Origin of the sequence: Frondihabitans australicus, from assembly GCF_003634555.1 — a bacterium.
Classification (GTDB): Bacteria; Actinomycetota; Actinomycetes; order Actinomycetales; family Microbacteriaceae; genus Frondihabitans; species Frondihabitans australicus.
Map to the genome: position 1 here is coordinate 1,560,873 of NZ_RBKS01000001.1, position 20,744 is coordinate 1,581,616.

Here is a 20,744-nt window from a genome sequence, read left to right on the forward strand (position 1 = left end):
AAAGGTTTGTCGCTAATTTGCCACGCTTCTAGGGTCGAAGCACCCGTTTCAAGGAGGAAACAGATGAGAGCTCGCACCCTGGCGACCACGGTCGCCCTGGCCGCGGCCGTGAGTCTGGCGCTCGGGGGCTGCGCCGTCTCGAAGGGGGCCACGGTCCGCGCCGACGGCACCATCGACGGCACCGGCCAGACACTCAACGTGCTGGTGGGAATCGACACGGTCTACCCGAAGCAGCAGAAGCAGTGGCAGGCCGAGATGGCCAAGGAGTTCAAGAAGACCACCGGCGCGACACTCAAGTACGACACGTACGCGTCGGCGAACGACGAGCTCACCCGCATCCAGACCTCGGTCGTCTCGGGCCAGGGCCCCGACGTGTACAGCATCGGCACGACCTTCACGCCGACGGCCTACTCGCTCGGCGCCTTCGTGAAGCTCACCGCGAAGGACTGGAACTCGATCGGTGGCCGCGCGAAGTTCGAGCAGGCCAGCCTCGGCATCTCCGGTCCGAGCCAGAAGGAGCAGATCGGCATCCCGGTCGCCTCTCGTCCATTCGTCATGGCCTACAACAAAGAGCTGCTGGCGAAGGCCGGCATCTCGAAGCCGGCGACCACGTGGGACCAGTTCGCGGCTCAGGCGAAGAAGCTGACCGGCCACGGCGTCTACGGCATCGCGACCGACTACGCCGACGGCTTCGACCCGTACAAGTTCACCTGGGCGATGAGCCTCCAGTCGGGCAACCCGGTCGTGTCGAAGGCCGGGAAGGCCACGATCGACGACGCGACGATGGTGAAGGCGTATCAGACCTACTTCGGCTGGCTCACGAAAGACCACTCCGTCGACCCGGCCGCCGTCGGCTGGAACGGCGCCCAGGCCCTCGCCGCGTTCGCCGACGGCAAGGCGGCGTACCTCCCGATGACCACGGCGGCGTCGGCGCCCTCGCTCAACCAGTCGAAGGTGAAGGGCAAGTACGCCTACGCCGTGATGCCGACGGTGCCTCCAGGAGCAAGCACGCTCCCGTCCCAGGGTCGGGCCGCCGCCAGCATCCTCTCCGGCGACAACGTCGTGGTCGCCAACTACTCGAAGAATCAGGCCCTGGCGTTCGCCTACGTGAAGCAGGTCACCGCCGAGCAGGAGCAGCTCGACTTCTACAAGACCTTCGGCCAGCTGCCGACGAACGCTGCCGCCGCGGCCCAGCTCGAGAAGAGCGACCCGACGCTGAAGCCCGTCGTGCGGGCCGGCAAGCAGTCGATCGCCACGCCGTTCACCGGCGCGTGGAGCGACATCCAGCTCGCGCTCGTGAACATCAACACGCAGCTGATCCCGTCCCTCAAGAAGGGCAGCGTGTCGACCTCGCAGCTGAAGTCCCAGCTGAAGACGGCGCAGCAGGCTGCCGACTCCTCCCTCGCGCAGCAGCAGCAGTAGCCGCGCGACCGTCCGATCACCACAGGCAGACTCCCCACCCAGAGAGGCGACGACGATGACGACATCGCTCCACCCCACCACCTCGGCACCACCGCGAGCCGGGCGCCCCGCCGACGGCGCACCTCGCGGCCGGCGGCTGAGTGAACGCGGCAGGCCGCTGTGGATGCTCCTCCCCGGCGGCATCCTCATGGCCGTCGTCATCGGCGTGCCGCTGATCATCGGCGTCGTGCTGTCGCTGCTCGACCTCAACGCCTACACGCTGCGGCAGTGGGTCTCGGCCCCGTTCGTCGGGCTCGAGAACTACGTCGAGGCCCTGGCGCAGTCGGGCCTCGTCCGCTCGATCGGCATCAGCGTCAGCTTCGCGCTCATCGTGACCGCGATCACCCTGCCCATCGGCGTCATCGCGGCCATCGCGACGCAGAACGCGTTCCGAGGCCGGGCCGTCGTCCGCTCCCTCTTCCTGATCCCGTACGTGCTGCCCCAGTTCGTGACCGCGACGGTGTGGCGCACGATCCTGCAGCCCGACGGCATCGCCAACCACCTGCTCGGCGGGCTCGGCATCGACGGCGGGCTCTGGCTGAACGGTCCGAAGGCGTACTGGGCGCTGGTCGGCGTCGCGATCTGGATGTCGTGGCCGTTCATCTACCTGCTCACCCTCGCCGGCCTGCAGGCGGTCGAGACCGAGGTGCACGAGGCTGCCGCTCTCGACGGCGCCCTGTGGTGGGCGAAGCTGCGCTACGTGATCCTGCCCTACCTCAAGGGGCCGATCTCGCTGGCGATCATCATCGGGATCCTGCACGCCATCAACGACTTCACCCTGCCGTTCGTGCTGTTCGGCGTGCCGACGCCCGACAACGTGCAGGTGCTGCCGGTGCTCACCTACATCGAGAGCTTCCAGAGCTTCCGCTTCGGGCTCTCGGCCGCGATGGCGATCGTGTCGCTCGTGATCGTCGCCATCCCCCTGTTCGTCTACCTCCGCGCCGTCCGGCTCGACTCGGGCACCGACGCCGCGGAGTCCGTGAAGGAGGTCCAGGCATGACCGCGACCCAGGCCATCCGGGTGCGCGAGCACCCCGCACCCCGCCGCGCGCGCCGACGCGATCGCAGCGCCGAGATCACGCGGCTCCTGCCGAGGCCCCTGCTCGTGATCGTGATCGCCGTGCTGCTCGTCGTCACGCTGATCCCGGTCGTCTACATCCTGCTCTCCAGCGTCAACTCCGACGTGGGCGTGGCCCGCGGCGAGTTCCTGCCATCGTCGTTCACGCTGGCGCACTACTCCGAGATCTGGACCACCGTCGCGCTCGGCCGCGGCCTCGTCAACAGCGTCGTGGTCGCAGGATCCGTCGCGATCGTCTGCGCCTTCGTCGCCGTCGCGACCGCCTACGTGCTCGTCCGATACGAGTTCCGCGGCCGGCTCACCTTCCTGCGCGCCCTGCTCGCGCTGCAGTCGATCCCGGGAACGCTGCTCCTGCTGCCGGTGTTCGTCATGTTCTCGAGCATCGCCTCGGCGACGGGCGTTCAGATCGTCGGGACGCGGTGGGGCCTGTTCATCACGTACCTCACGTTCGCCCTGCCGTTCTCGACCTGGGTGATGGTGACGTACCTCCGCGGCCTCCCGAAGGAGCTCGAGGAGGCCGCGCGGATCGACGGTGCGTCGTCGTGGCGGATCCTCACCCGGATCGTGCTGCCGCTGTCATGGCCCGGAGTCGTGGTGTCGGGGATCTTCGCGTTCCTCCTCGGCTGGAACGACGTGCTCTTCGCCTCGATCATGACCACACCCGACTCCCGCACCGCCGCCGTGGCACTGCAGGTGTTCGGCGCAGCCCAGGAGGGAGGCGCACTGCCCGTCTACGGGCAGATGATGGCGGCCGCGCTCGTGTGCGCCGTGCCCGTCGTCGTCCTCTATCTCGTCTTCCAGCGCTACCTCGTCGGTGGCCTCACAGCAGGAGGGGTCAAATGACCACAACCCAGTCCACACGCACTCTCACCTGGACCCTCTCGGGCTTCGGCGACGAGATCGACCACGACCCCGAGGTCCAGACGGCCGTGCTGTCGTCGCTCGGCGCCCGCCACATCGAGGTCCGCGGGGCCTGGGGCACCAACATCGTCGACCTCGACGAGACTCAGCTGCGAGCGCTGGGGGCCGTGTTCGAGCGACGCGGATTCTCGGTGTCGGCGATCGCCTCGCCCATCGGCAAGGTGCCGGTCGCGGATCCTGCGGCCGACGAGGTCGCCAGACTCGAACGGGCGGTGCGGGCGGCCCACACTCTCGGCTCGGAGTACATCCGCGTGTTCTCGTTCTACCCGGCTGCCGGCCAGGACGCCGACGAGATCCGCGAGCCGGTCATGGAGCGCATGCGCCTGCTCGCCGACGTCGCCGAGCGCGAGGGCGTGACGCTCCTGCACGAGAACGAGAAGGAGATCTTCGGCGACATCCCGCGGCGCGTCCTCGACATCGTCACCACGGTCGACTCCCCCGCCCTCCGCCTCGCCTGGGACAACGCGAACTTCGTCCAGTGCGGCGTCAAGCCGTTCACCGAGGCGTGGCCGCTGCTGCACGAGTACGTCGACTACCTCCAGGTGAAGGACGCCCTGTTCGCCACCGGCGAGGTCGTCCCCGCCGGGCTCGGCGACGGAGAGCTGCTCGAGACCGTCACAGCGCTGCGCGACCGCGGCTACAACGGCTTCGCCTCGCTCGAGCCCCACCTCGCCGACACGAACTCCCTCGGCGGATTCTCGGGCCCCGCCGAGTTCGGCCGGGCCGCCCGCGCCTTCCGCACCCTCACCGATCAGATCGGAGTCATCACCGCATGAGCACCCCCACCCTCCACGTCGCCGTCGTCGGCTGCGGCGTCATCGGCCGCCACCACGCCCGCGTCATCACCGCCCACGAGGGCCTCACCGTGACGGCCGCCGTCGACGCCGTCCTTCCCGCCGCGACAGCCCTCGCCGACGAGGCGCAGGCCGCAGGAGTCGCGCGGCCCGCCGTCGCCGCCACCCTCGAGGCCGCTCTCGACGAGGCCGAGGTCGACCTCGTCGTCATCTGCTCGCCGTCGGGCCTCCACGTCCAGCTCGCCGAGACGGCCCTGGCCGCCGGCCGCCACGTCGTCATCGAGAAGCCCCTCGACGTGAGCGTCGCCCGCGCCCGCCAGATCGCAGGCCTCGCCCGCGACGCCGCGACGCGCGGCCTCGTCGTCTCCGTGATCAGCCAGCACCGCTTCGATCCGGCGAACGCGCTCGTCGCGCGGGCCGCCCACGACGGCACCTTCGGCCGCGTCACCTCCGGCGTCGCGTCGATCGGCTGGTGGCGGAGCCAGGACTACTACGACTCGGGCGAGTGGCGCGGCACCTGGGCGCTCGACGGCGGCGGCGCCGTCATGAACCAGGGCGTCCACACGGTCGACCTGCTCGTCTGGATGCTCGGCCGACCGGTCGAGATCACCGCCCAGACCGGGCTCGTCGCCCACGAGCGCGTCGAGGTCGAGGACGTCGCCGTCGCCACGATCCGCTTCGAGTCGGGCGCACTTGCCGTCGTCCACGCCACGACAGCCGCCTACCCCGGCGACCTCACCCGGATCCAGGTGCACGGCGACCGCGGCACCGGCGTCGTCACCGACGACCGGCTCGAGTACTTCCACGCGGCACCCCGCGACGTCGAGATGGGCATCCAGGGCTCGCTCGACAAGGCCAACCAGGCGGCAGGGCTCCTGCCCGACGACCAGATGGTCGGCGGTCCGGCCGAGGCCGACCACTTCCTGCGCGGTCACTCGCGCCAGTACGACGACATCGTCGCCGCGATCCGCGAGGGTCGAGCCCCCGGTGTGACCGTCGACGACGCCCTGCTGTCGCTCGCCACGGTGAAGTCGATCTACGTCGCGGCGACGCTCGGGCGCCCCGTGCGCGTCGACGACGTCCTCACCGGTGTGCTCGACGACCAGGCCGTCACGGTGGGAGCCCACGCATGAGGTTCTCCGTCTTCACCGCGTCGACCCCCGAGTGGACGCCCGCCGAGGTCGTCGCGAACCTCAAAGAGCAGGGCTGGGACGGCGTCGAGTGGCGTGTCGTCGACCAGCCGGCCGCGGCCCCGTCGTCCGACGGCACCGCCGCGGTCGGGTTCTGGGCGGGCAATCGTGCCACGTGGCCGCTGACGGGGCTCGAGGAGAGCGTTCCCGAGATCCTGCGCCTCACACGCGAAGCGGGCCTTGGGATGTCGGGCATCGGCGGCTACGCGCAGGCCTCCGACCACGAGAACGTCGAGCGGATGCTCGCGGCGACGGCGGCGCTCGGAGCCGGCCAGGTGCGGGTCACGATGCCGCGCACCGACACTGGCGAGGACTACCCGTCGGTGTTCGCACGCACGCGTGCCGACCTGGAGTGGGTGGTCTCGCGCGCCGCCGAGCACGGCGTCAAGGCGCTCGTCGAGCTGCACCACGAGACCATCACCCCGTCGGCGTCGGCCGCGAGGCGGCTGCTCGAGGGGCTCGACCCGGCGCACGTCGGGGCGATCCACGACCTCGGCAATCTGGTCAACGAGGGCTTCGAGAACCACCGCGCCGCCTTCGAGCTGCTCGGCGACTACCTCGCCCACGTGCACGTCAAGAACGCCCGCTGGGTGACTGACGGCTCGCGTCGTGACGACGGGTCACTCGTGTGGCGGCACGAGTGGGCCACTCTGCGAGACGGCCAGGCCGACGTCGGGCGGTACCTCACCGACCTGCGCGAGCACGGGTACGACGGATGGGTGACCCTCGAGGACTTCTCGACCGACCTCCCGCTCGCCGACCGCACGCGCGACAACCTCGCCTGGCTGCACTCGCTCGTGGGTGCGAATGCCTGACGTCTCTCCCCTGACCGCGGCCGCGCTCTCGGCTCCGGCTCGTGCCGTGCGCGAGCAGCGGCGACCGGGCGTCGTGCACCTCGGGCTCGGCGCCTTCCACCGGTCGCACCAGGCCTGGTACACGCAGCGTGCGGGCGGATCGGCCGGGTCGGTCGCGGCCGCCGGGTCGACCGGTGCGGCCGGGTCGCAGGAGCCGACGGGCGAGCGCCCCTGGGGCATCGTCGCCTTCACCGGCCGTCGCCCCGACGCCGCGGCGACCCTCGCCGAGCAGGACTGCGTCTACACCCTCGTGACCCGCAGCGCCGACGGCGACGAGGCGTCGCTCGTCGACGCGATCGTCGCCGCGCACGACGGCGGAGACTCCGAGGTGTGGCGCGCGGCCGTCGCCTCCCCCGAGACCGCCGTCATCACCCTCACGGTCACCGAGGCCGCCTATCGCCACGTCGACGGCGGCGCCGACCTCGCCGCGCCCGACGTGATGGCCGACATCGACGCCCTCCGCCGTGGCGAGTCGGCCTCGACGGTGCCGGGTCGGCTCGTCGACGGCCTGCGCGCACGGCGGGGCGCCGACGCCGGGACCTTGGCCGTCGTCTCCTGCGACAACCTCACCGGCAACGGCGACATCGCGCGTGACGTGGTGCTCTCGGTCGCGAACGCCGTCGACTCCGACCTCGCCGCGTGGATCCGGGCGAACGCATCGTTCGTCTCGTCGATGGTCGACCGCATCACGCCCGCGACGACCGAGGCCGACCGCGCGGACGCCACTCGCCTCACGGGCTTCGACGACCGGGCCGTCGTCGTCGCCGAGCCGTTCGCGGAGTGGGTCCTCTCCACACGCGTCGCCGCCGACGGGCCGACCGATGCCTTCCCCGCGGGCCGTCCGGCCTGGGAGTCCGCCGGCGCCGTCTTCGTCGACGACCTCGAACCGTACGAGCACCGGAAGCTGTGGCTCCTCAACGCCGGCCACTCGCTCCTCGCCTACCTCGGCCCGCTCCTCGGGCACGAGACGATCGACGAGGCGATGTCCGACCCGCGGTGCACCGAACCGCTCGAGCAGCTGTGGGACGAAGCCGCCGAAGTGCTGCCGCTCCCCGCCGACGAGATCGACGACGCGAGGGCGGCCCTCCGCGAGCGCTTCCGCAACCCCCGCATCCGGCACCGGCTGCGGCAGATCGCCGCCGACGGCTCGGTAAAGCTTCCCGTCCGCGTCGTCGCGCCTCTCCGCGAGCGCCTCGCCCGAGGGCTCCCCGTCGGCCCAGGCGCCGCGACGGCCCTGGCCGCCTGGCACCTTCACGTGAGTCGGCAGGCGGACCTCGTCTCCGATCGAGGGGCCGCCGGGCTCGGAGCCGAGAGCAGCGTCTCCGACGTGCTCGAGCTGCTCGCGCCGGACCTCGCCACGAGGCCGGAGCCGGTCGCTGCGGTCGAGGCCGCGGAAGACCGGATCCTGCGCCTTCTCGACACCCCCGACAGACACCGTTCACCCCAGCAGCAAGGAGCACCCGCATGATCATCGACAGGGCCGAGGTCGTCGTCACCAGCCCCGACCGCAACTTCGTCACGCTGAGGCTCACGACCGACGACGGTCTCGTGGGACTCGGCGACGCCACCCTGAACGGGCGCGAGCTCGCCGTGGTGGCGTACCTGCGCGAGCACGTGGTGCCGCTGCTGATCGGGCGGGATGCGCACCGGATCGAGGACACCTGGCAGTTCCTCTACCGCTCGGCCTACTGGCGGCGCGGCCCGGTGACGATGGCCGCCATCGCGGCCGTCGACGTCGCCCTCTGGGACATCAAGGCGAAGGCGGCGAACATGCCGCTCTACCAGCTGCTCGGCGGGGCGTCGCGGACGGGCCTGCTCACCTACGGGCACGCGTCGGGCAAGTCGCTCGACGAGCTGTTCGACTCCGTGCGATCGCACCAGGAGCAGGGGTACAAGGCCATCAGGATCCAGACCGGCGTGCCCGGCCTGAAGTCGATCTACGGCATCGCGTCGAACGCCACCTTCGAGGCCAACAAGGGCGTGCGCTACGACCACGAGCCCGCCCAGCGCGGCTCGCTGCCCAACGAGGAGGACTGGGACACCCGCTCGTACCTCCGCCACGTGCCGACGGTGTTCGAGGCGGTGCGGAACGAGTTCGGCCCCGAGATCCCGCTGCTGCACGACGGGCACCACCGGATGACGCCGATCCAGGCCGCGTCGCTCGGCAAGTCGCTCGAGCCCTACGACCTCTTCTGGCTGGAGGACGTCACGCCCGCCGAGAACCCGGAGGCGCTGCGGCTCGTGCGCCAGCACACCACGACGCCGCTCGCGATCGGCGAGATCTTCAACACGGTGTGGGACTACCAGCAGATCATCCGCGAGCAGCTCATCGACTACGTCCGGTCGGCGGTGACCCACACCGGCGGCATCACGCACCTGCGCCGGGTGATGGACTACGCGGCGCAGTACCAGATCAAGTCGGGATTCCACGGGCCGACCGACATCTCGCCGGTGGGCATGGCGGCCGCGATGCACCTCGGGCTCGCGATCCACAACTTCGGGATCCAGGAGTACATGAAGCACGGCGCGCGCACCGACGAGGTGTTCCAACAGTCGTTCACGTTCGAGGACGGCATGCTGCACCCGGGATCGCAGCCCGGGCTCGGCGTGACCCTCGACGTCGACGAGGCCGGCAAGTACCCGTACGAGCAGGCGTACCTCCCGTACAACCGGCTGGCCGACGGGACCGTGCACGACTGGTAGGCGCCCGGCCTGCCCTTCACGTAGTCGCGAGATCGCACTCGTTGTCGCCTGGATAGCCTCCTTGCGACAACGAGTGCGATCTCACATCCGGTCGAGCCTGAGCGCGGACCTCAGACGACCGAGGAACTCGCGCGAGTGTGGGCCGAGATCGTCGTCGGTCACGCGAAGGGTTCGCCACCCGGCCGCCGCGAATCGCTCACGACGCCGGATGTCGCGGCGCCACTGGTCGCGATCCGTTCGGTGATGGTCGCCCTCGTACTCGATGCCCAATCGGACCGACGGGTAGCCGAGGTCGGGGCGCCCGATCTTGACGCCCCGGGAGTCGTACACGGGCCGATTGCAGGAAGGCTCCGGCAGTCCGTCACGAATGATGAGCAGCCTGAGCTCGGTCTCTTTCGCGGATTCGACGTTCTCGCGGACGAGCGCGAGCGCCTCGCGCAGGCGGACAGCATGCCGGCCTCCGGCATGTCTCGCCACCGCGGCGACGAGAAGGTCCCGGCCACCGCCGCTTTCGGGGCCCGCGACCGCGTCGCCGAGCGCGACGAGCTGATCAAGCGAGAGGATCCCCGCGCATTCGACGAAGACGTCGGCGGACTCACTCACGCGCAGACCGTCGACCTCGATCGAGGCCGGCGAGACCGATCGGTGCCCGGCCACGCCTCGCCGCCGCATCACGGCGCCCGTCCCGGTGGTCGTCACGTGGATCAGCCCCGATCGGAGCCTCCACGGCAGCGGCAGCTTCAGGAGAGCGGCCGCCGTTGCATGGCTGAAGCGCTGTGCAGGCGCGAGCGCGGGCCACAGCGACTGCGGTGTGAGTCCCGTCCCGACCGGGGCGCGCAGGCCGACACCAGGAGCCTCGAGATCGGCTCGACGCAGGCGTTCCCGGCCGACAGAGGGGACGGCGTCGGCCACTCGAAACGGCGCGCCGTCGAGCAACGGAGGCAGAGGTCGCGGACGCATGCCGACAGGGTGCCGGAGGTGTCGGCTCCTGCTCAGAATCTGTCCACAGGTGCTTGGCCGAGATCGCATTCGTCGTCGCTTCGGACGACGGGAGGCGACAAGTCGTGCGATCTCGCGCAGCCGGTGAACCTCGCGTCGAGCGGAGCCGTGTAGAAGGGAGACGAGACTTCGACAGGAGAGACATGAGCACCCCGTACGACATCATCGGCGACGTCCCCGCCTTCACCCTCACCTCGACCGACGTGGCCGACGGCCAGACCCTGCCGACGCCGCAGGTCTCGGGCATCTTCGGCGCCGGCGGCGACGACGTGAGCCCGCAGCTGGCGTGGGAGGGCTTCCCGCCCGAGACGAGGAGCTTCGCGATCACGATGTACGACCCCGACGCGCCGACCGGCTCGGGGTTCTGGCACTGGGCCGTGGCGAACGTGCCGGCGACCACGACGTCGCTCGCCTCGGGTGCAGGCGATGCCGCAGGATCCGGGCTCCCTTCCGGCGCCGTCCAGCTGAAGAACGACGGCGGGCTCGCGCACTTCCTCGGGGCTGCTCCCCCGCAGGGCCACGGCCCGCACCGCTACTTCATCGCCGTGCACGCTCTCGACGTCGAGTCGCTCGACTTCTCGGGCGACGAGACGCCAGCGTTCCTCGGCTTCAATATGTTCGGCCACACGCTGGCCCGCGCCGTGATCACGCCCATCTACGAGGTGTGGTAGCTCGCCTCGGCGGAGCGACCTCATAGGGGATTACGGGTTGCCCAGGATCCAGGGGTTCCGGCGCTGAGAGGCCACCCGGCCGCCTAGCCTCGATACCGGACACGCGACAAGGCGAGAGGCGGCACGTGGTCACCCTGATCTTCCTGGGGCTCGTGGGCGGGCTCATCACCGGCATCAGCCCGTGCATCCTGCCGGTGCTGCCCGTCATCTTCCTGTCGGGCGGCGCTCAGAGCGCGCGGTCGAGCGCCGCGCAGACCGTCGGCGGCCATCCTGCGACCCCGGCCAGGGGAACGGGCAGCCGTCCGTTCCTCGTGGTGCTCGGCCTCGCGATCTCGTTCAGCGTCTTCACGCTGCTGGGCAGCATCGTGCTGTCGGCGCTGCCCGTGCCGCAGGACATCATCCGCTGGGTCGGCCTGGCCTGCCTGGTGCTGATCGGCATCGGCATGATCGTGCCGCGGTTCCAGCACCTGCTCGAGAAGCCGTTCTCGCGGATCCCGCAGCGGCAGGTCGGCACCGACCGCGGCGGGTTCCTCCTCGGCCTCGTGCTCGGCACCGTCTACGTGCCGTGCGCCGGCCCCGTGCTCGCCGCCATCACCGTCGCGGGCGCGACCGGCAAGATCGGCGCCGGCACGGTCGTGCTCACCATCGCGTTCGCCGTCGGCACCGCCGCGCCCCTGCTCTTCTTCGCGCTCGCCGGCCGAGGCGTCGCCGAGCGCGTGCGGGCATTCCGCACGAAGCAGCGGGGCATCCGCGTCGTCGCGGGCGTCGTGGTGCTCGGCCTCGCCGTCGCACTCGCCTTCAACGCGACCGACGCGATCCAGCGGGCGATCCCCGACTACACGGCCGCGCTCAATCACGACCTCGAGAGCGCAGGGTCGACGAGCGCCCTGGGCTCCGCCGCGGGAGGAGGAGGGACGGCCTCGCAGAGTCTCGCATCCTGCGAAGAAGAGGCCTCGTTCACCGTCGCGACCTCGCTGCGCGCCTGCGGGCCCGCGCCGAAGCTCACCGGCATCAGCCAGTGGTTCAACACGAAAGACGACCAGCCCGTCACACTCAAGTCGCTCGAGGGCAAGGTCGTGCTCGTCGACTTCTGGGCGTACTCGTGCATCAACTGCCAGCGCGCGATCGCGCACGTCGAGCAGTGGTACAAGACGTACTCGTCGTCGGGGCTCGTCGTGATCGGCGTGCACACGCCCGAGTACGCGTTCGAGCACGTGGCCTCGAACGTGAAGGCAGGAGCCGCACGACTCGGCATCACCTACCCGGTCGCCCTCGACAACGACTACGCCACCTGGAACGCCTACGGCAACAACTCGTGGCCCGCCGACTACCTCGTCGACGCGAAGGGCGACATCCGCAACGTCTCGATCGGCGAGGGCGACTACTCGGGGCTCGAGTCGATGATCCGCACCCTGCTGAAGTCCGCATCGCCGGGAGTCACGCTGCCCGGCCAGACGCACGTCGCCGACACGACGCCGACCGACCAGAACCAGACGCCCGAGACGTACCTCGGCACGCAGCGCGCCACCGCCGACGCGTCGTCGCCCGCGCTCGTCGCCGGCACACGCACCTACGCGCCGCAGACGAAGATCCCCGCGAACAAGTTCGTGCTCTCCGGGTCGTGGACGGGTGCCGCCGAAGACCTCACCAGCGGCAAGTACGCCACGATCTCGCTCGGCTACACGGCGAGCAAGGTCTACCTCGACATCGGCGGCACCGGCACGATCACGGCGACCGTCGGCGGGAAGTCGACCGCCATGAGGGTGTCGGGCGCCCCGAACATCTACACCGTCGTGAACTCGTCGAGCGTGCACACGGGCGCGGTGTCGATCGCGGTGTCGCCGGGGCTGCGCGCCTACTCGTTCACCTTCGGGTAGGCGCCGCCGCCCGTCCCGAAGGCTCCAGGCGCCACAGCGACAAAACGCGACACCTGCGACGCTCCGGCGTGTCGCAGGTGTCGCGTTTTGTCGCGCGAGGAGGTACGGGAGGGCGGGCTACAGCATCTCGAGGGGGGTGTGGCGCGCGGGAGGCGGGAAGGCGGCGTCGAGTGCCGCGAGCTCCTGCGGCGTGAACGACACCTCGAGAGCCGCCGCGTTCTGCTCGACGTGAGCCACACTCGACGCCTTCACCGCCACGAGCCCGTCGGGGATCGCCTGGAGCACCCAGGCGAGGGCGAGCTGCGCCGGAGTGACGCCCTTGGCCTCGGCGATCTCGTCGAGCGTGGTGTCGTCGAGCAGCTCTCCGTGGTCGACCGGCGAGTACGCCATGAGCGGCATTCCGGCCTCACGCAGCCGGGGCAGCAGATCGAACTCGGGGCCACGGCGGGCGAGGTTGTAGAGCACCTGGTTCAGCTGGGCGTGCGAGCCGCCCGCCACCCGGGCCAGCTCGGCGAGGTCGTCGACGTCGAAGTTCGACACGCCCCACCCGCCGATGTCGCCTGCTTCGGCGAGCTCCTCGAATCCTGCGACCGTCTCGGCCAGCGGGAAACGGCCGCGCCAGTGCAGCAGGTACACGTCGATGCGATCGGTGCCGAGCCGCTCGAGACTGCGGCGGCAGGCGTCGACCACGCCGCGCCTCGACGCGTTGCTCGGCAGCACCTTGCTCACGAGCACGACCTCGTCGCGGCGCCCCGCGATCGCCTCGCCGATGAGGGTCTCGGCGGCTCCGTCGCCGTACATCTCGGCCGTGTCGACGAGGGTCAGGCCGAGGTCGAGTCCGCGGCGCAGGGCGGCCAGCTCGGTGTCGTGGCGCGCAGGATCCTCCCCGAGCAGCCAGGTGCCGAGCCCCAGGCGCTGCGACGTGGTGCCGTTCGGCAGCGTGACGAGGTGTGCGGGCGCGCTCATGGGCCGATCGTAGGGCGGCGGGCGGCGACGGGCGTGTCGACCTGCCGCAGGCGGAAATACGCACATCTGCCGATACCCGCGCTCGGGCGCCGGCGGGAGAGTGCTCGTGACCGCCGACCGGCGGCGCCTTTCTGGGAGGAAGACTCATGACCATCACGACCGACACCGTGCCCATCATCCTGAGCGAGCTGACCGAGTCGGAGCGCGACCAGGCGCTCCGCGACGCCGTCCGCGTCACGGACTTCGTCAACTCGATCGATCTGCCGCGGTTCTCGCCGCTCGCCACCGACCTGCCGGCGTCGCTCGCCGCGACCCCGATCGACGTGCAGCGAGCCGGCGAGGCGCTGAGGCAGGCCGCCGAGGTGCACACCTTCCTGCGCCGGCTCGTGGTGCAGCTCGACCGGCGGCTCTAGCCCTTGCACTGCCCGCGCCCGGCCCGAGCGACAAAACGCGACACCTGCGACGCACCGAGACGTCGCAGGTGTCGCGTTTTGCCGCAGGGGCGGAGGGCAGGGGCAGGGGTAGGGCGCAGGATCAGCGCGACGCCGCCCGGCGAATCGCGAGCGCGCCCAGCACGAGCGGCACCTGCAGCGGGAGGCGGACGAGCGCCACGGCCTTCGCCGTGCGGGACTTCCGCGGGCTCCTGAGGTACTGCGCCGCCATCGTCACGTTGGCGGGGAACACGGCGACGAACAGCAGCGCGGCGAGCCCTCCGCCCGCGCGCCGGGTCGCCGGAAGCGCCAGAGCCGCCGCGGTGGTGAGTTCGGCCGCGCCCGAGAGCAGGGTCCAGGTGCGCGCCTCGCCGGGGAGCGCGTCGGGCACGATCGGGTCGAACGTCTGCGGGCGCGCGAAGTGGACGGTGCCGGAGGTCGCGAGGAGGGCGGTCAGGGCGATGAGGAGCGCGCGGGCGCGACGGCGGGAGGGCATCGCTCGATCCTGCGCCCCTCGCCTGTGCGTGCCGCCCGAGCCGAACGCGCGCACGCGACAAAACGCGACACCTGCGACGCACTGACACGTCGCAGGTGTCGCGTTTTGTCGCAGGAAAGCCGCCCGCGACCTACTCGGCGCGCAGCACCCCACGCGACAGGATCGCCGACGTGAGCGCCTCGACCGGCTCGCGCGCCGCCCCCGGGTTCGCCACGAGCACGTAGTCGACGTCGCCGAGGTCGGGCAGCGAGAACCGCTGCGACACCTTCACCAGGTCGGCGGGGATCAGCGAGTACGGGAAGACCGCGAGCCCGATCCCCGCGCGCACCGCCGCGAGGATCCCGTTCACGTCGCGCGTGTTGCAGGTGATCCGCCAGGTGCGCCCGGCACCCTCGAGCGCGTCGATCGCCATCTGCCGTGACAGCGACGGCGCCTGGTACGTGATGAGCGGCACCGGGGCGGTCGGGTCGAGCTGCAGCCGCTCCTGCGCCATCCACACCATGGGGTCGCCTGCGACGCGCGTGCCGTCCTCGTACTCGCCCGCGTTCTGCTTCACGAAGATGAGGTCGAGCTGCCCCGAGGCGAGCCGGCGGCGCAGAGGCATCGACTGGTTCACCGTCAGCTCGAGGTTGATCTCGGGGTAGAGCTGCCGGAAATGGCGCAGGATCCGCGGAAGCTGCGTGATCGCGAGGTCGTCGGCCGCCCCGAACCTCAGCCGGCCGCGCATCGCCGACCCCGAGAAGTAGCTCTCCGCACTCGCGTGCGCCGCGAGGATCGTCCGGGCGAACCCGGCCATCGCGTCGCCGTTGTCGGTGAGCGCGACCTCGCGGGTGTCGCGCGCGACGAGCATGCGGCCGGCCGCCTTCTCGAGCTTCGAGACGTGCTGCGAGACCGTCGGCTGGCTGATTCCGAGGCGCATCGCCGCCTGCGTGAAGCTGTGCGTCTCGGCGACGACGAGGAACGTGCGCAGGAGCGCGGGATCGTACACGGGGCCTCCCTGGTGCCGACGACGGGGGTCATCATTACGCGACGTAATGACCTTGATTATGTCCATGCGGGATCGAAATGACAACGTGCGCCGTACCGTTGAGTTCGACTTCTTTCCGCCTCCGACCCAGGAAGCCCCGCGTGACCACGTCGACGCCGACAACCGCAACGATCCCCGTCATCTACCCCGACTCCCAGGAGTACCCCGCCACCGAGCCGATCTCGGTCGTCGCCGAGCGTCCGCCGTGGCGCCACACCTTCATCGCGCTGAGCGTGCCGAACTTCCGCATCTGGACGAGCGGCAACCTCGTCGCGATGACCGCGACGTGGATGCAGAAGATCGCCCAGGACTGGCTGGTGCTCGAGCTCACCGGCTCCGCCACGAAGGTCGGCATCACCGTCGCCCTGCAGTTCGCGCCGATGCTCATGTTCGGGCTCTTCGGCGGTGTCATCGTCGACCGCTTCTCGAAGCGCACCCTGATGATGATCACGCAGTCGTGCTTCGCGCTGCTGTCGCTCGGCCTGGCCGTGCTGACGCTCACCGGCGACGTGACCGCCTACATGGTCTGGGGCATCGCGTTCCTCACCGGCCTCGTCACCGTGATCGACAACCCGGCCCGCCAGGTGATCGTCACCGAGCTCGTCGGCCAGAAGAACCTCCGCAACGCCATCAGCATCAACTCGTCGGTGTTCCAGCTCGGCGGCATGATCGGCCCGGCGATCGCCGGCGCGCTGCTGCTCGCCGTCGGGGCCGGCTGGGCTTTCCTCGTCAACGGCCTCGCCTGCGCCCTCGTCGTCTTCATGCTGACCCGCCTGCGCACCTCGCAGATGACCAGGCAGGCGCCGTCGCCCCGCGAGCCGGGCCAGCTGCGCGCCGGGCTCCGCTACGCGTGGGCGAAGCCGACGATCATCTGGCCGGTGTTCCTCATCGCGGTGTTCGCCGTGTTCGGGCTCACGATGCCCGTGATCCTGGCGTCCTACGCCGACACCGTGTTCAAGGTCGGCGCCGGCGGCTACGGCCTGTTCAACTCGATGATCGCCGTCGGCGCGCTCACCGGCGCCCTGCTGTCGACCCGTCGCGCGAACATCCGGCTGCGGACCGTCGTCATCGGTGTCGGCCTCACCGGCGTCCTCCAGGCGTTCGCGTCGTTCATGCCCTCCGTGGCGCCGTTCGCCACCGTGCTCATCGCGGTCGGCATGTCGTCGCTGCTCATGCAGACGGCGTCGAACTCGCTCGTGCAGATGTCGTCGAACATCGCCGTCCGCGGTCGCGTCATGTCGCTCTACGTGCTGGTCCTCCTCGGCGGCCAGGCCGTCGGCGGGCCGCTCATGGGCTGGCTCGTGTCGACCTTCGGGGTCCACTTCGGCATGCTCGTCTCGGGCGGCATGCCGGCGCTGGCCGCCGCGTTCGCCGGCGTGATGCTGGCGCGGCGCGGGCACCTCACCGTGCACCTGCGGATGCGGCACCACGTCCCGCTCCCCACGATCGAGCATCGACTGGTCTAGCCCGGGCCCCTCGGCTTCGGCCCCGCCCCGCCCGCTTCCGCGACACAACGCGACACCTGCGACGCTCCGGCACGTCGCAGGTGTCGCGTTGTGTCGCGGGACGGGGCGGGAGCGGCGGCGGAGAATGGGCGCGTGATCCTCCGCGTGCAGGCCCTCCGCTCCCCCGGGCGGCGTGTGCTCGCGGCGGCTGTCGTGTGTGCCCTCCTCGGCGCGGGCGGGGGCTGCGCGGCCCAGGGTCCGGGCACAGGCGAGGGTGGGGCCTCGGGCGGTGGGGCGGGCGCGGGATCCCCGGCTCCTGCGCCCTCACTCACGTCGTACCCGGCCGGTCTGCCGAGCGCCGAGACGGGTGCCGCCGCACGAGCGCAGCTCGCCGCCCTGCCCGTGAAGCCCCTCGCGCCCCGCGCCGGCTACGACCGCAAGCGCGACTTCGGCGAGGCGTGGGCCGACGTCGATCGCAACGGGTGCGACACGCGCAACGACATCCTCGCCCGCGACCTCGTCGACGTCGTGCGCGCCCGCAACTGCAAGGTCGAGTCGGGCGTGCTCAGCTCGCCGTTCTCGGGCACGACGATCCGGTTCACCAAGGGCGATCTCACCTCGCCCGACGTGCAGATCGACCACGTGGTCGCCCTGGCCGACGCCTGGCGGACCGGCGCGCAGGCGCTCTCGAAGCGGCAGCGGCTGCTGCTCGCCAACGATCCGGTCGAGCTGCTCGCGGTCGACGCGGCGTCGAACGACGACAAGGGCTCGCAGGATGCAGCGCACTGGCTGCCGAGAAACGTCGCGTTCCGCTGCACCTACGCGACCCTGCAGGTCGAGGTGAAGGCGAAGTACCGCCTCTGGGTCACCACCGCCGAGGGTGCGGCGCTGCGGCGCGTGCTCGCGGGGTGCCCGTAGGGACCCGGAGGGGTTAGAGCCGCGCGGCGCGACGCCCGCCGAACGACAGCGACACGTCGAGGCGCACGCTCACGCCGCCCGGCAGCACGGCCGTCCCGACGAAGCGCAGCCGGTCGCCCGCGTGGTGCGTGAGACGCCCGTCGGCGTCGACGCGTGCACCGGCCCGGAACTGCACCCCGGGGTCGGCGTCCTCCAGGGGCGCAGGATCAGACGCGCCGTCGGTGTCGTCGTCGCCCGGCTCGGCGAGCTCCTGCGCCCAGAGCTCGTCGCGGAGCTCAGCGTCGACCGTCGCCCCGAACATCTCGCCGTCGAACCGGAGCGGCACCCGTGTGACGACGAGGAGCGCCGGCGCCGCGGTCTCGCCGAACGGCGTCGCGGCGCGGATCGCGGCGTCGGCGACTCCGCCCGCGTCGACGGTCGCGTGCGAGCGCCGGCGGTCGACGCCGAGGTCGGTGCCGTCGACGAGAAAGCGGTCCTCCACGGGCACCACGCTAGCGAGCGCCTGGCGACCGCCCGGACACGCGTGCGCCTAGCGGACGATGCCGAAGCCGCCCGTCCAGTCGATCTTCGAGCCCGCCGCGAGGGTGAGCTGCAGGAAGCCGATGGCCTCGAGCTCGTGGGCGCGCTTGAGGGCGCCGGCGTCGATGGCGTTGACGCCGCCGGCGGTGATGGCCGCGGCGAGGGCCTCCTTCGCGCCCGTGTCGTCGCCCGCGATGAGCACGGTCGTCGGGGTCGTCGAGCCGACCGTCTTCGTCGCGAGCGTCGCGGCGAACGTGGTGTTGAAGGCCTTGAGCACGTGCGACTGCGGGAGGGCCTCGGCGAGGCTCGCCGCCGCGGACGAGCCGGCGGGCACGACGAGGGAGTCGAAGGTCGAGAAGTCGAGCGGGTTCGTGATGTCGACGACGGTCTTGCCGGCGAGCTGGTCGGCGTAGTTCGCGACGATGTCGGCGAGCGCCGGGTACGGCACGGCGAGGATCACGATGTCGCCCGTGACGGTGGCGTTCGCGTCGGCCGAGCCGATGTCCTCGACGGTGGCGCCGCCGTGCTCGAGGACGCCCGCGATGGCGGTGCCCATGTTTCCGGTGCCGAAGATGGTGACGCTGGTCATGTCTGCTCCTGACGTGAGAATTAGTTGTATCTACAACATACGCCGATTTAGTTGTAGCGACAACTATGTGAAAGAATCGACGCATGGCGAACGACGGCACGGGCGGCAGCGCAGGAGAAGTCCGAGGTGCAGGGGTGAGCGCGGGCGAGCCGCGGTGGCTGAGCGACGCCGAGAGAGCGGTCTGGATTCGGTTCGCGGCGGTGCTCGAGCTCCTGCCGCCCGCCCTCGACCAGCAGCTCGAGCGCGACGAGGGCCTCAGTCACTTCGAGTACTTCGTGCTCGCCATGCTGTCGGAGGCCCGCGAGCGCACCCTGCGCATGACCAGTCTCGCCACCCGGACGAACGCCACGCTCCCCCGGCTGTCGCGCGTCGTCCAGCGGCTCGAAGCGCAGGGGCTCGTGCGGCGCTCTCCGTGCGCTGAAGACCGTCGGGCGACGAACGCGACCCTGACCGACGCCGGATGGGCGAAGGTCGTGCACGCCGCACCGGGCCATGTCGAGAACGTGCGGGCGTCGGTGCTCGACGCGCTGAGCCCCGCGCAGGTCGCTGCGCTGGGCGAGATCAGCGCGCTCCTGCTCGGCCGGCTCGACCCCGACGGGCGGATGTTCGCGTCGCAGCCGGGCGAGGACGCCTAGCCGACCGTTCGTGCCGCAGCCCGGAGAGGCCGCCTGAGCAACCCGCCCCGGGAATGCCCCGCCGCCGGTGTAGTTGGATCGAGGCATGAAGGCCATCGTCTACTCCCGCACCGGTTCCCCCGACGTCCTCGAGCTCGTCGATCGCGAGCCGCAGGAGCCAGCGCCCGGCGAGGTCCGCGTGCGCATCGTCGTCTCCGGCGTGAACCCCACCGACTGGAAGTCGCGCACCAACGGCCCCCTCGCCTTCGCCGAGGTCACCCCGAACCAGGACGGCTCAGGCGTCGTCGATGCCGTGGGCGACGGCGTGACCGACTTCGCCGTGGGCGACCGCGTCTGGACCTTCATGTCGGCGCGCGACCGCCCGACCGGAACGGCGCAGGAGCTGACGAACCTCCCCGCCGACCGCGTCGTGAAGCTGCCCGTCGGCGCGAGCTTCGACGTCGGGGCGAGCATGGGCGTCCCCGCGCTGACGGCTCACCGCGCGCTCACGGTGCTCGAGGACGGCCCCACACGGCTCGGCCCGGGCGCGCTCGAGGGCCGCTACGTGCTCGTCGCGGGCGGCGCCGGAGCCGTCGGCCACGCCGCGATCCAGCTGGCGCGCTGGTCGGGAGCGACCGTCATCACCACCGTCTCGAGCGACGACAAGGCAGCGCTCGCCCGCGCCGCCGGTGCCCATCACGTCGTCAACTACCGCACCGAGGACACCGCGGCGGTCGTCCGGGCGATCGCTCCGAACGGCGTCGACATCGTCGTCGAGGTGTCGATCGTGCAGAACGCCGAGCTCGACGCGGCTGTCGTCGCCGACCGGGCGGTCGTGTCGATGTACGCCGACGACGCCGGCGCGACGGCCTCGCTGGCGGTCCGTCCGAATATGTCGACGAACACGCGATACCAGTTCGTGCTGCTGTACACGATCGGTGCCGCGGCCCTCCGCCGCGGCGTCGAGGACGTCACCGAGGCCCTCATCGCCGGTGTGCTGCCCGTCGGGGCCGACGCCGGGCTGCCGCTCGTGCGATTCCCCCTCGCCGAGACGGCCGCGGCGCACCAGGCCGTGCAGGACTCCGTCGTCGGCAAGGTACTCATCGACGTGTCGCAGCCGTAGCCGCCCTCTGGACCTCCCGAAAACGACTCTGCACACGTGATTTCGCGCGTGCAGAGTCGTTTCTGGGAG

The 20,744-nt window shown here is 71.0% G+C and carries 21 protein-coding genes; 15 read left to right on the top strand and 6 right to left on the bottom strand.

Annotated features, from left to right (window positions below; translation table 11 throughout):
• The first annotated feature begins 63 nt into the window (after positions 1-63).
• Genes C8E83_RS07215 through manD form a run of 8 tightly spaced genes read left to right on the top strand, consistent with a single transcriptional unit; the run spans position 64 to position 9,000 of the window.
• Positions 64-1,422: an ABC transporter substrate-binding protein gene (locus C8E83_RS07215; RefSeq protein WP_121369099.1), complete on the top strand. Its 1,359-nt coding sequence runs from the start codon at positions 64-66 to the stop codon at positions 1,420-1,422.
• A gap of 55 nt (positions 1,423-1,477) precedes the next feature.
• On the top strand, positions 1,478-2,461 hold the full coding sequence (locus tag C8E83_RS07220) for a carbohydrate ABC transporter permease (RefSeq protein ID WP_121369100.1): 984 nt from the start codon (positions 1,478-1,480) through the stop codon (positions 2,459-2,461).
• A complete protein-coding gene (locus C8E83_RS07225; RefSeq protein ID WP_121369101.1) occupies positions 2,458-3,381 on the top strand; it encodes a carbohydrate ABC transporter permease in 924 nt (307 codons plus the stop codon). The genes C8E83_RS07220 and C8E83_RS07225 overlap by 4 nt, the downstream gene beginning before the upstream one ends.
• A complete protein-coding gene (locus C8E83_RS07230) occupies positions 3,378-4,235 on the top strand; it encodes a sugar phosphate isomerase/epimerase family protein (RefSeq protein ID WP_121369102.1) in 858 nt (285 codons plus the stop codon). The genes C8E83_RS07225 and C8E83_RS07230 overlap by 4 nt, the downstream gene beginning before the upstream one ends.
• Positions 4,232-5,386, top strand: a complete 1,155-nt coding sequence (locus C8E83_RS07235; RefSeq protein ID WP_121369103.1) for a Gfo/Idh/MocA family protein — start codon at positions 4,232-4,234, stop codon at positions 5,384-5,386. The genes C8E83_RS07230 and C8E83_RS07235 overlap by 4 nt, the downstream gene beginning before the upstream one ends.
• Complete coding sequence (locus tag C8E83_RS07240; protein ID WP_121369104.1) at positions 5,383-6,258, top strand: sugar phosphate isomerase/epimerase family protein; 876 nt, start codon at positions 5,383-5,385, stop codon at positions 6,256-6,258. The genes C8E83_RS07235 and C8E83_RS07240 overlap by 4 nt, the downstream gene beginning before the upstream one ends.
• On the top strand, positions 6,251-7,765 hold the full coding sequence (locus C8E83_RS07245; protein WP_121369105.1) for a mannitol dehydrogenase family protein: 1,515 nt from the start codon (positions 6,251-6,253) through the stop codon (positions 7,763-7,765). Before C8E83_RS07240 ends, C8E83_RS07245 begins: the two co-directional genes overlap by 8 nt.
• Positions 7,762-9,000 carry a D-mannonate dehydratase ManD gene (gene manD / locus C8E83_RS07250; RefSeq protein WP_121369106.1) on the top strand — a complete coding sequence of 413 codons (1,239 nt, stop codon included), beginning with the start codon at positions 7,762-7,764 and terminating at the stop codon, positions 8,998-9,000. The genes C8E83_RS07245 and manD overlap by 4 nt, the downstream gene beginning before the upstream one ends.
• Before the next feature lie 81 nt (positions 9,001-9,081).
• On the opposite strand, the gene C8E83_RS07255 is transcribed toward manD, so the two are convergent.
• Positions 9,082-9,960 carry a hypothetical protein gene (locus C8E83_RS07255; RefSeq protein ID WP_147430108.1) on the bottom strand — a complete coding sequence of 293 codons (879 nt, stop codon included), beginning with the start codon at positions 9,958-9,960 and terminating at the stop codon, positions 9,082-9,084.
• A gap of 182 nt (positions 9,961-10,142) precedes the next feature.
• On the opposite strand from C8E83_RS07255, the gene C8E83_RS07260 reads away from it, so the two are divergent.
• Both C8E83_RS07260 and C8E83_RS07265 read left to right on the top strand, forming a co-directional pair.
• Complete coding sequence (locus C8E83_RS07260; RefSeq protein WP_121369108.1) at positions 10,143-10,670, top strand: YbhB/YbcL family Raf kinase inhibitor-like protein; 528 nt, start codon at positions 10,143-10,145, stop codon at positions 10,668-10,670.
• A 125-nt stretch (positions 10,671-10,795) separates the two neighbouring features.
• Positions 10,796-12,547: a cytochrome c biogenesis protein DipZ gene (locus C8E83_RS07265; RefSeq protein WP_121369109.1), complete on the top strand. Its 1,752-nt coding sequence runs from the start codon at positions 10,796-10,798 to the stop codon at positions 12,545-12,547.
• A 117-nt stretch (positions 12,548-12,664) separates the two neighbouring features.
• Here the strand turns inward: C8E83_RS07265 and C8E83_RS07270 are convergent, their stop codons facing one another.
• The gene (locus C8E83_RS07270) at positions 12,665-13,513 is read right to left on the bottom strand and encodes an aldo/keto reductase (RefSeq protein WP_121369110.1); all 849 of its coding nucleotides are present in this window, start codon (positions 13,511-13,513) and stop codon (positions 12,665-12,667) included.
• A 146-nt stretch (positions 13,514-13,659) separates the two neighbouring features.
• Between C8E83_RS07270 and C8E83_RS07275 the strand changes: the two genes are divergently transcribed.
• Positions 13,660-13,926, top strand: coding sequence for a hypothetical protein (locus C8E83_RS07275; protein ID WP_121369111.1), 267 nt, complete (start codon positions 13,660-13,662; stop codon positions 13,924-13,926).
• 121 nt (positions 13,927-14,047) lie between these two features.
• Here C8E83_RS07275 and C8E83_RS07280 read toward each other — a convergent pair whose 3' ends face one another.
• The gene (locus C8E83_RS07280; protein ID WP_121369112.1) at positions 14,048-14,440 is read right to left on the bottom strand and encodes a DoxX family protein; all 393 of its coding nucleotides are present in this window, start codon (positions 14,438-14,440) and stop codon (positions 14,048-14,050) included.
• A gap of 130 nt (positions 14,441-14,570) precedes the next feature.
• Positions 14,571-15,428: a LysR substrate-binding domain-containing protein gene (locus tag C8E83_RS07285; protein WP_121369113.1), complete on the bottom strand. Its 858-nt coding sequence runs from the start codon at positions 15,426-15,428 to the stop codon at positions 14,571-14,573.
• A gap of 140 nt (positions 15,429-15,568) precedes the next feature.
• On the opposite strand from C8E83_RS07285, the gene C8E83_RS07290 reads away from it, so the two are divergent.
• Positions 15,569-16,933 (top strand): MFS transporter, encoded by a 1,365-nt coding sequence (locus C8E83_RS07290; protein WP_245981468.1) that lies wholly within the window; start codon positions 15,569-15,571, stop codon positions 16,931-16,933.
• 132 nt (positions 16,934-17,065) lie between these two features.
• Positions 17,066-17,830: an HNH endonuclease family protein gene (locus tag C8E83_RS07295; RefSeq protein ID WP_245981470.1), complete on the top strand. Its 765-nt coding sequence runs from the start codon at positions 17,066-17,068 to the stop codon at positions 17,828-17,830.
• 13 nt (positions 17,831-17,843) lie between these two features.
• Here the strand turns inward: C8E83_RS07295 and C8E83_RS07300 are convergent, their stop codons facing one another.
• Positions 17,844-18,311 carry a hypothetical protein gene (locus C8E83_RS07300; RefSeq protein WP_121369115.1) on the bottom strand — a complete coding sequence of 156 codons (468 nt, stop codon included), beginning with the start codon at positions 18,309-18,311 and terminating at the stop codon, positions 17,844-17,846.
• Between the two features lie 48 nt (positions 18,312-18,359).
• Positions 18,360-18,938 carry an NADPH-dependent F420 reductase gene (locus C8E83_RS07305; protein WP_121369116.1) on the bottom strand — a complete coding sequence of 193 codons (579 nt, stop codon included), beginning with the start codon at positions 18,936-18,938 and terminating at the stop codon, positions 18,360-18,362.
• Positions 18,939-19,021: 83 nt separating this feature from the next.
• Between C8E83_RS07305 and C8E83_RS07310 the strand changes: the two genes are divergently transcribed.
• Together C8E83_RS07310 and C8E83_RS07315 are read left to right on the top strand one after the other, a co-directional pair.
• Complete coding sequence (locus tag C8E83_RS07310) at positions 19,022-19,573, top strand: MarR family winged helix-turn-helix transcriptional regulator (protein ID WP_121369117.1); 552 nt, start codon at positions 19,022-19,024, stop codon at positions 19,571-19,573.
• An 85-nt stretch (positions 19,574-19,658) separates the two neighbouring features.
• Positions 19,659-20,675 (top strand): NADPH:quinone reductase, encoded by a 1,017-nt coding sequence (locus C8E83_RS07315; RefSeq protein ID WP_121369118.1) that lies wholly within the window; start codon positions 19,659-19,661, stop codon positions 20,673-20,675.
• The last annotated feature ends 69 nt before the right edge of the window (positions 20,676-20,744 follow it).

Bases quoted from the DNA above. Each gene is read 5' to 3' on its own strand.
- C8E83_RS07280 (WP_121369112.1), bottom strand. From the start codon at position 14,440: ATGCCCTCCCGCCGTCGCGCCCGCGCGCTCCTCATCGCCCTGACCGCC.
- C8E83_RS07275 (WP_121369111.1), top strand. From the start codon at position 13,660: ATGACCATCACGACCGACACCGTGCCCATCATCCTGAGCGAGCTGACC.
- manD (WP_121369106.1), top strand. From the start codon at position 7,762: ATGATCATCGACAGGGCCGAGGTCGTCGTCACCAGCCCCGACCGCAAC.
- C8E83_RS07305 (WP_121369116.1), bottom strand. From the start codon at position 18,938: ATGACCAGCGTCACCATCTTCGGCACCGGAAACATGGGCACCGCCATC.
- C8E83_RS07240 (WP_121369104.1), top strand. From the start codon at position 5,383: ATGAGGTTCTCCGTCTTCACCGCGTCGACCCCCGAGTGGACGCCCGCC.
- C8E83_RS07260 (WP_121369108.1), top strand. From the start codon at position 10,143: ATGAGCACCCCGTACGACATCATCGGCGACGTCCCCGCCTTCACCCTC.
- C8E83_RS07245 (WP_121369105.1), top strand. From the start codon at position 6,251: ATGCCTGACGTCTCTCCCCTGACCGCGGCCGCGCTCTCGGCTCCGGCT.
- C8E83_RS07255 (WP_147430108.1), bottom strand. From the start codon at position 9,960: ATGCGTCCGCGACCTCTGCCTCCGTTGCTCGACGGCGCGCCGTTTCGA.
- C8E83_RS07225 (WP_121369101.1), top strand. From the start codon at position 2,458: ATGACCGCGACCCAGGCCATCCGGGTGCGCGAGCACCCCGCACCCCGC.
- C8E83_RS07235 (WP_121369103.1), top strand. From the start codon at position 4,232: ATGAGCACCCCCACCCTCCACGTCGCCGTCGTCGGCTGCGGCGTCATC.
- C8E83_RS07270 (WP_121369110.1), bottom strand. From the start codon at position 13,513: ATGAGCGCGCCCGCACACCTCGTCACGCTGCCGAACGGCACCACGTCG.
- C8E83_RS07215 (WP_121369099.1), top strand. From the start codon at position 64: ATGAGAGCTCGCACCCTGGCGACCACGGTCGCCCTGGCCGCGGCCGTG.
- C8E83_RS07315 (WP_121369118.1), top strand. From the start codon at position 19,659: ATGAAGGCCATCGTCTACTCCCGCACCGGTTCCCCCGACGTCCTCGAG.
- C8E83_RS07230 (WP_121369102.1), top strand. From the start codon at position 3,378: ATGACCACAACCCAGTCCACACGCACTCTCACCTGGACCCTCTCGGGC.
- C8E83_RS07220 (WP_121369100.1), top strand. From the start codon at position 1,478: ATGACGACATCGCTCCACCCCACCACCTCGGCACCACCGCGAGCCGGG.
- C8E83_RS07310 (WP_121369117.1), top strand. From the start codon at position 19,022: ATGGCGAACGACGGCACGGGCGGCAGCGCAGGAGAAGTCCGAGGTGCA.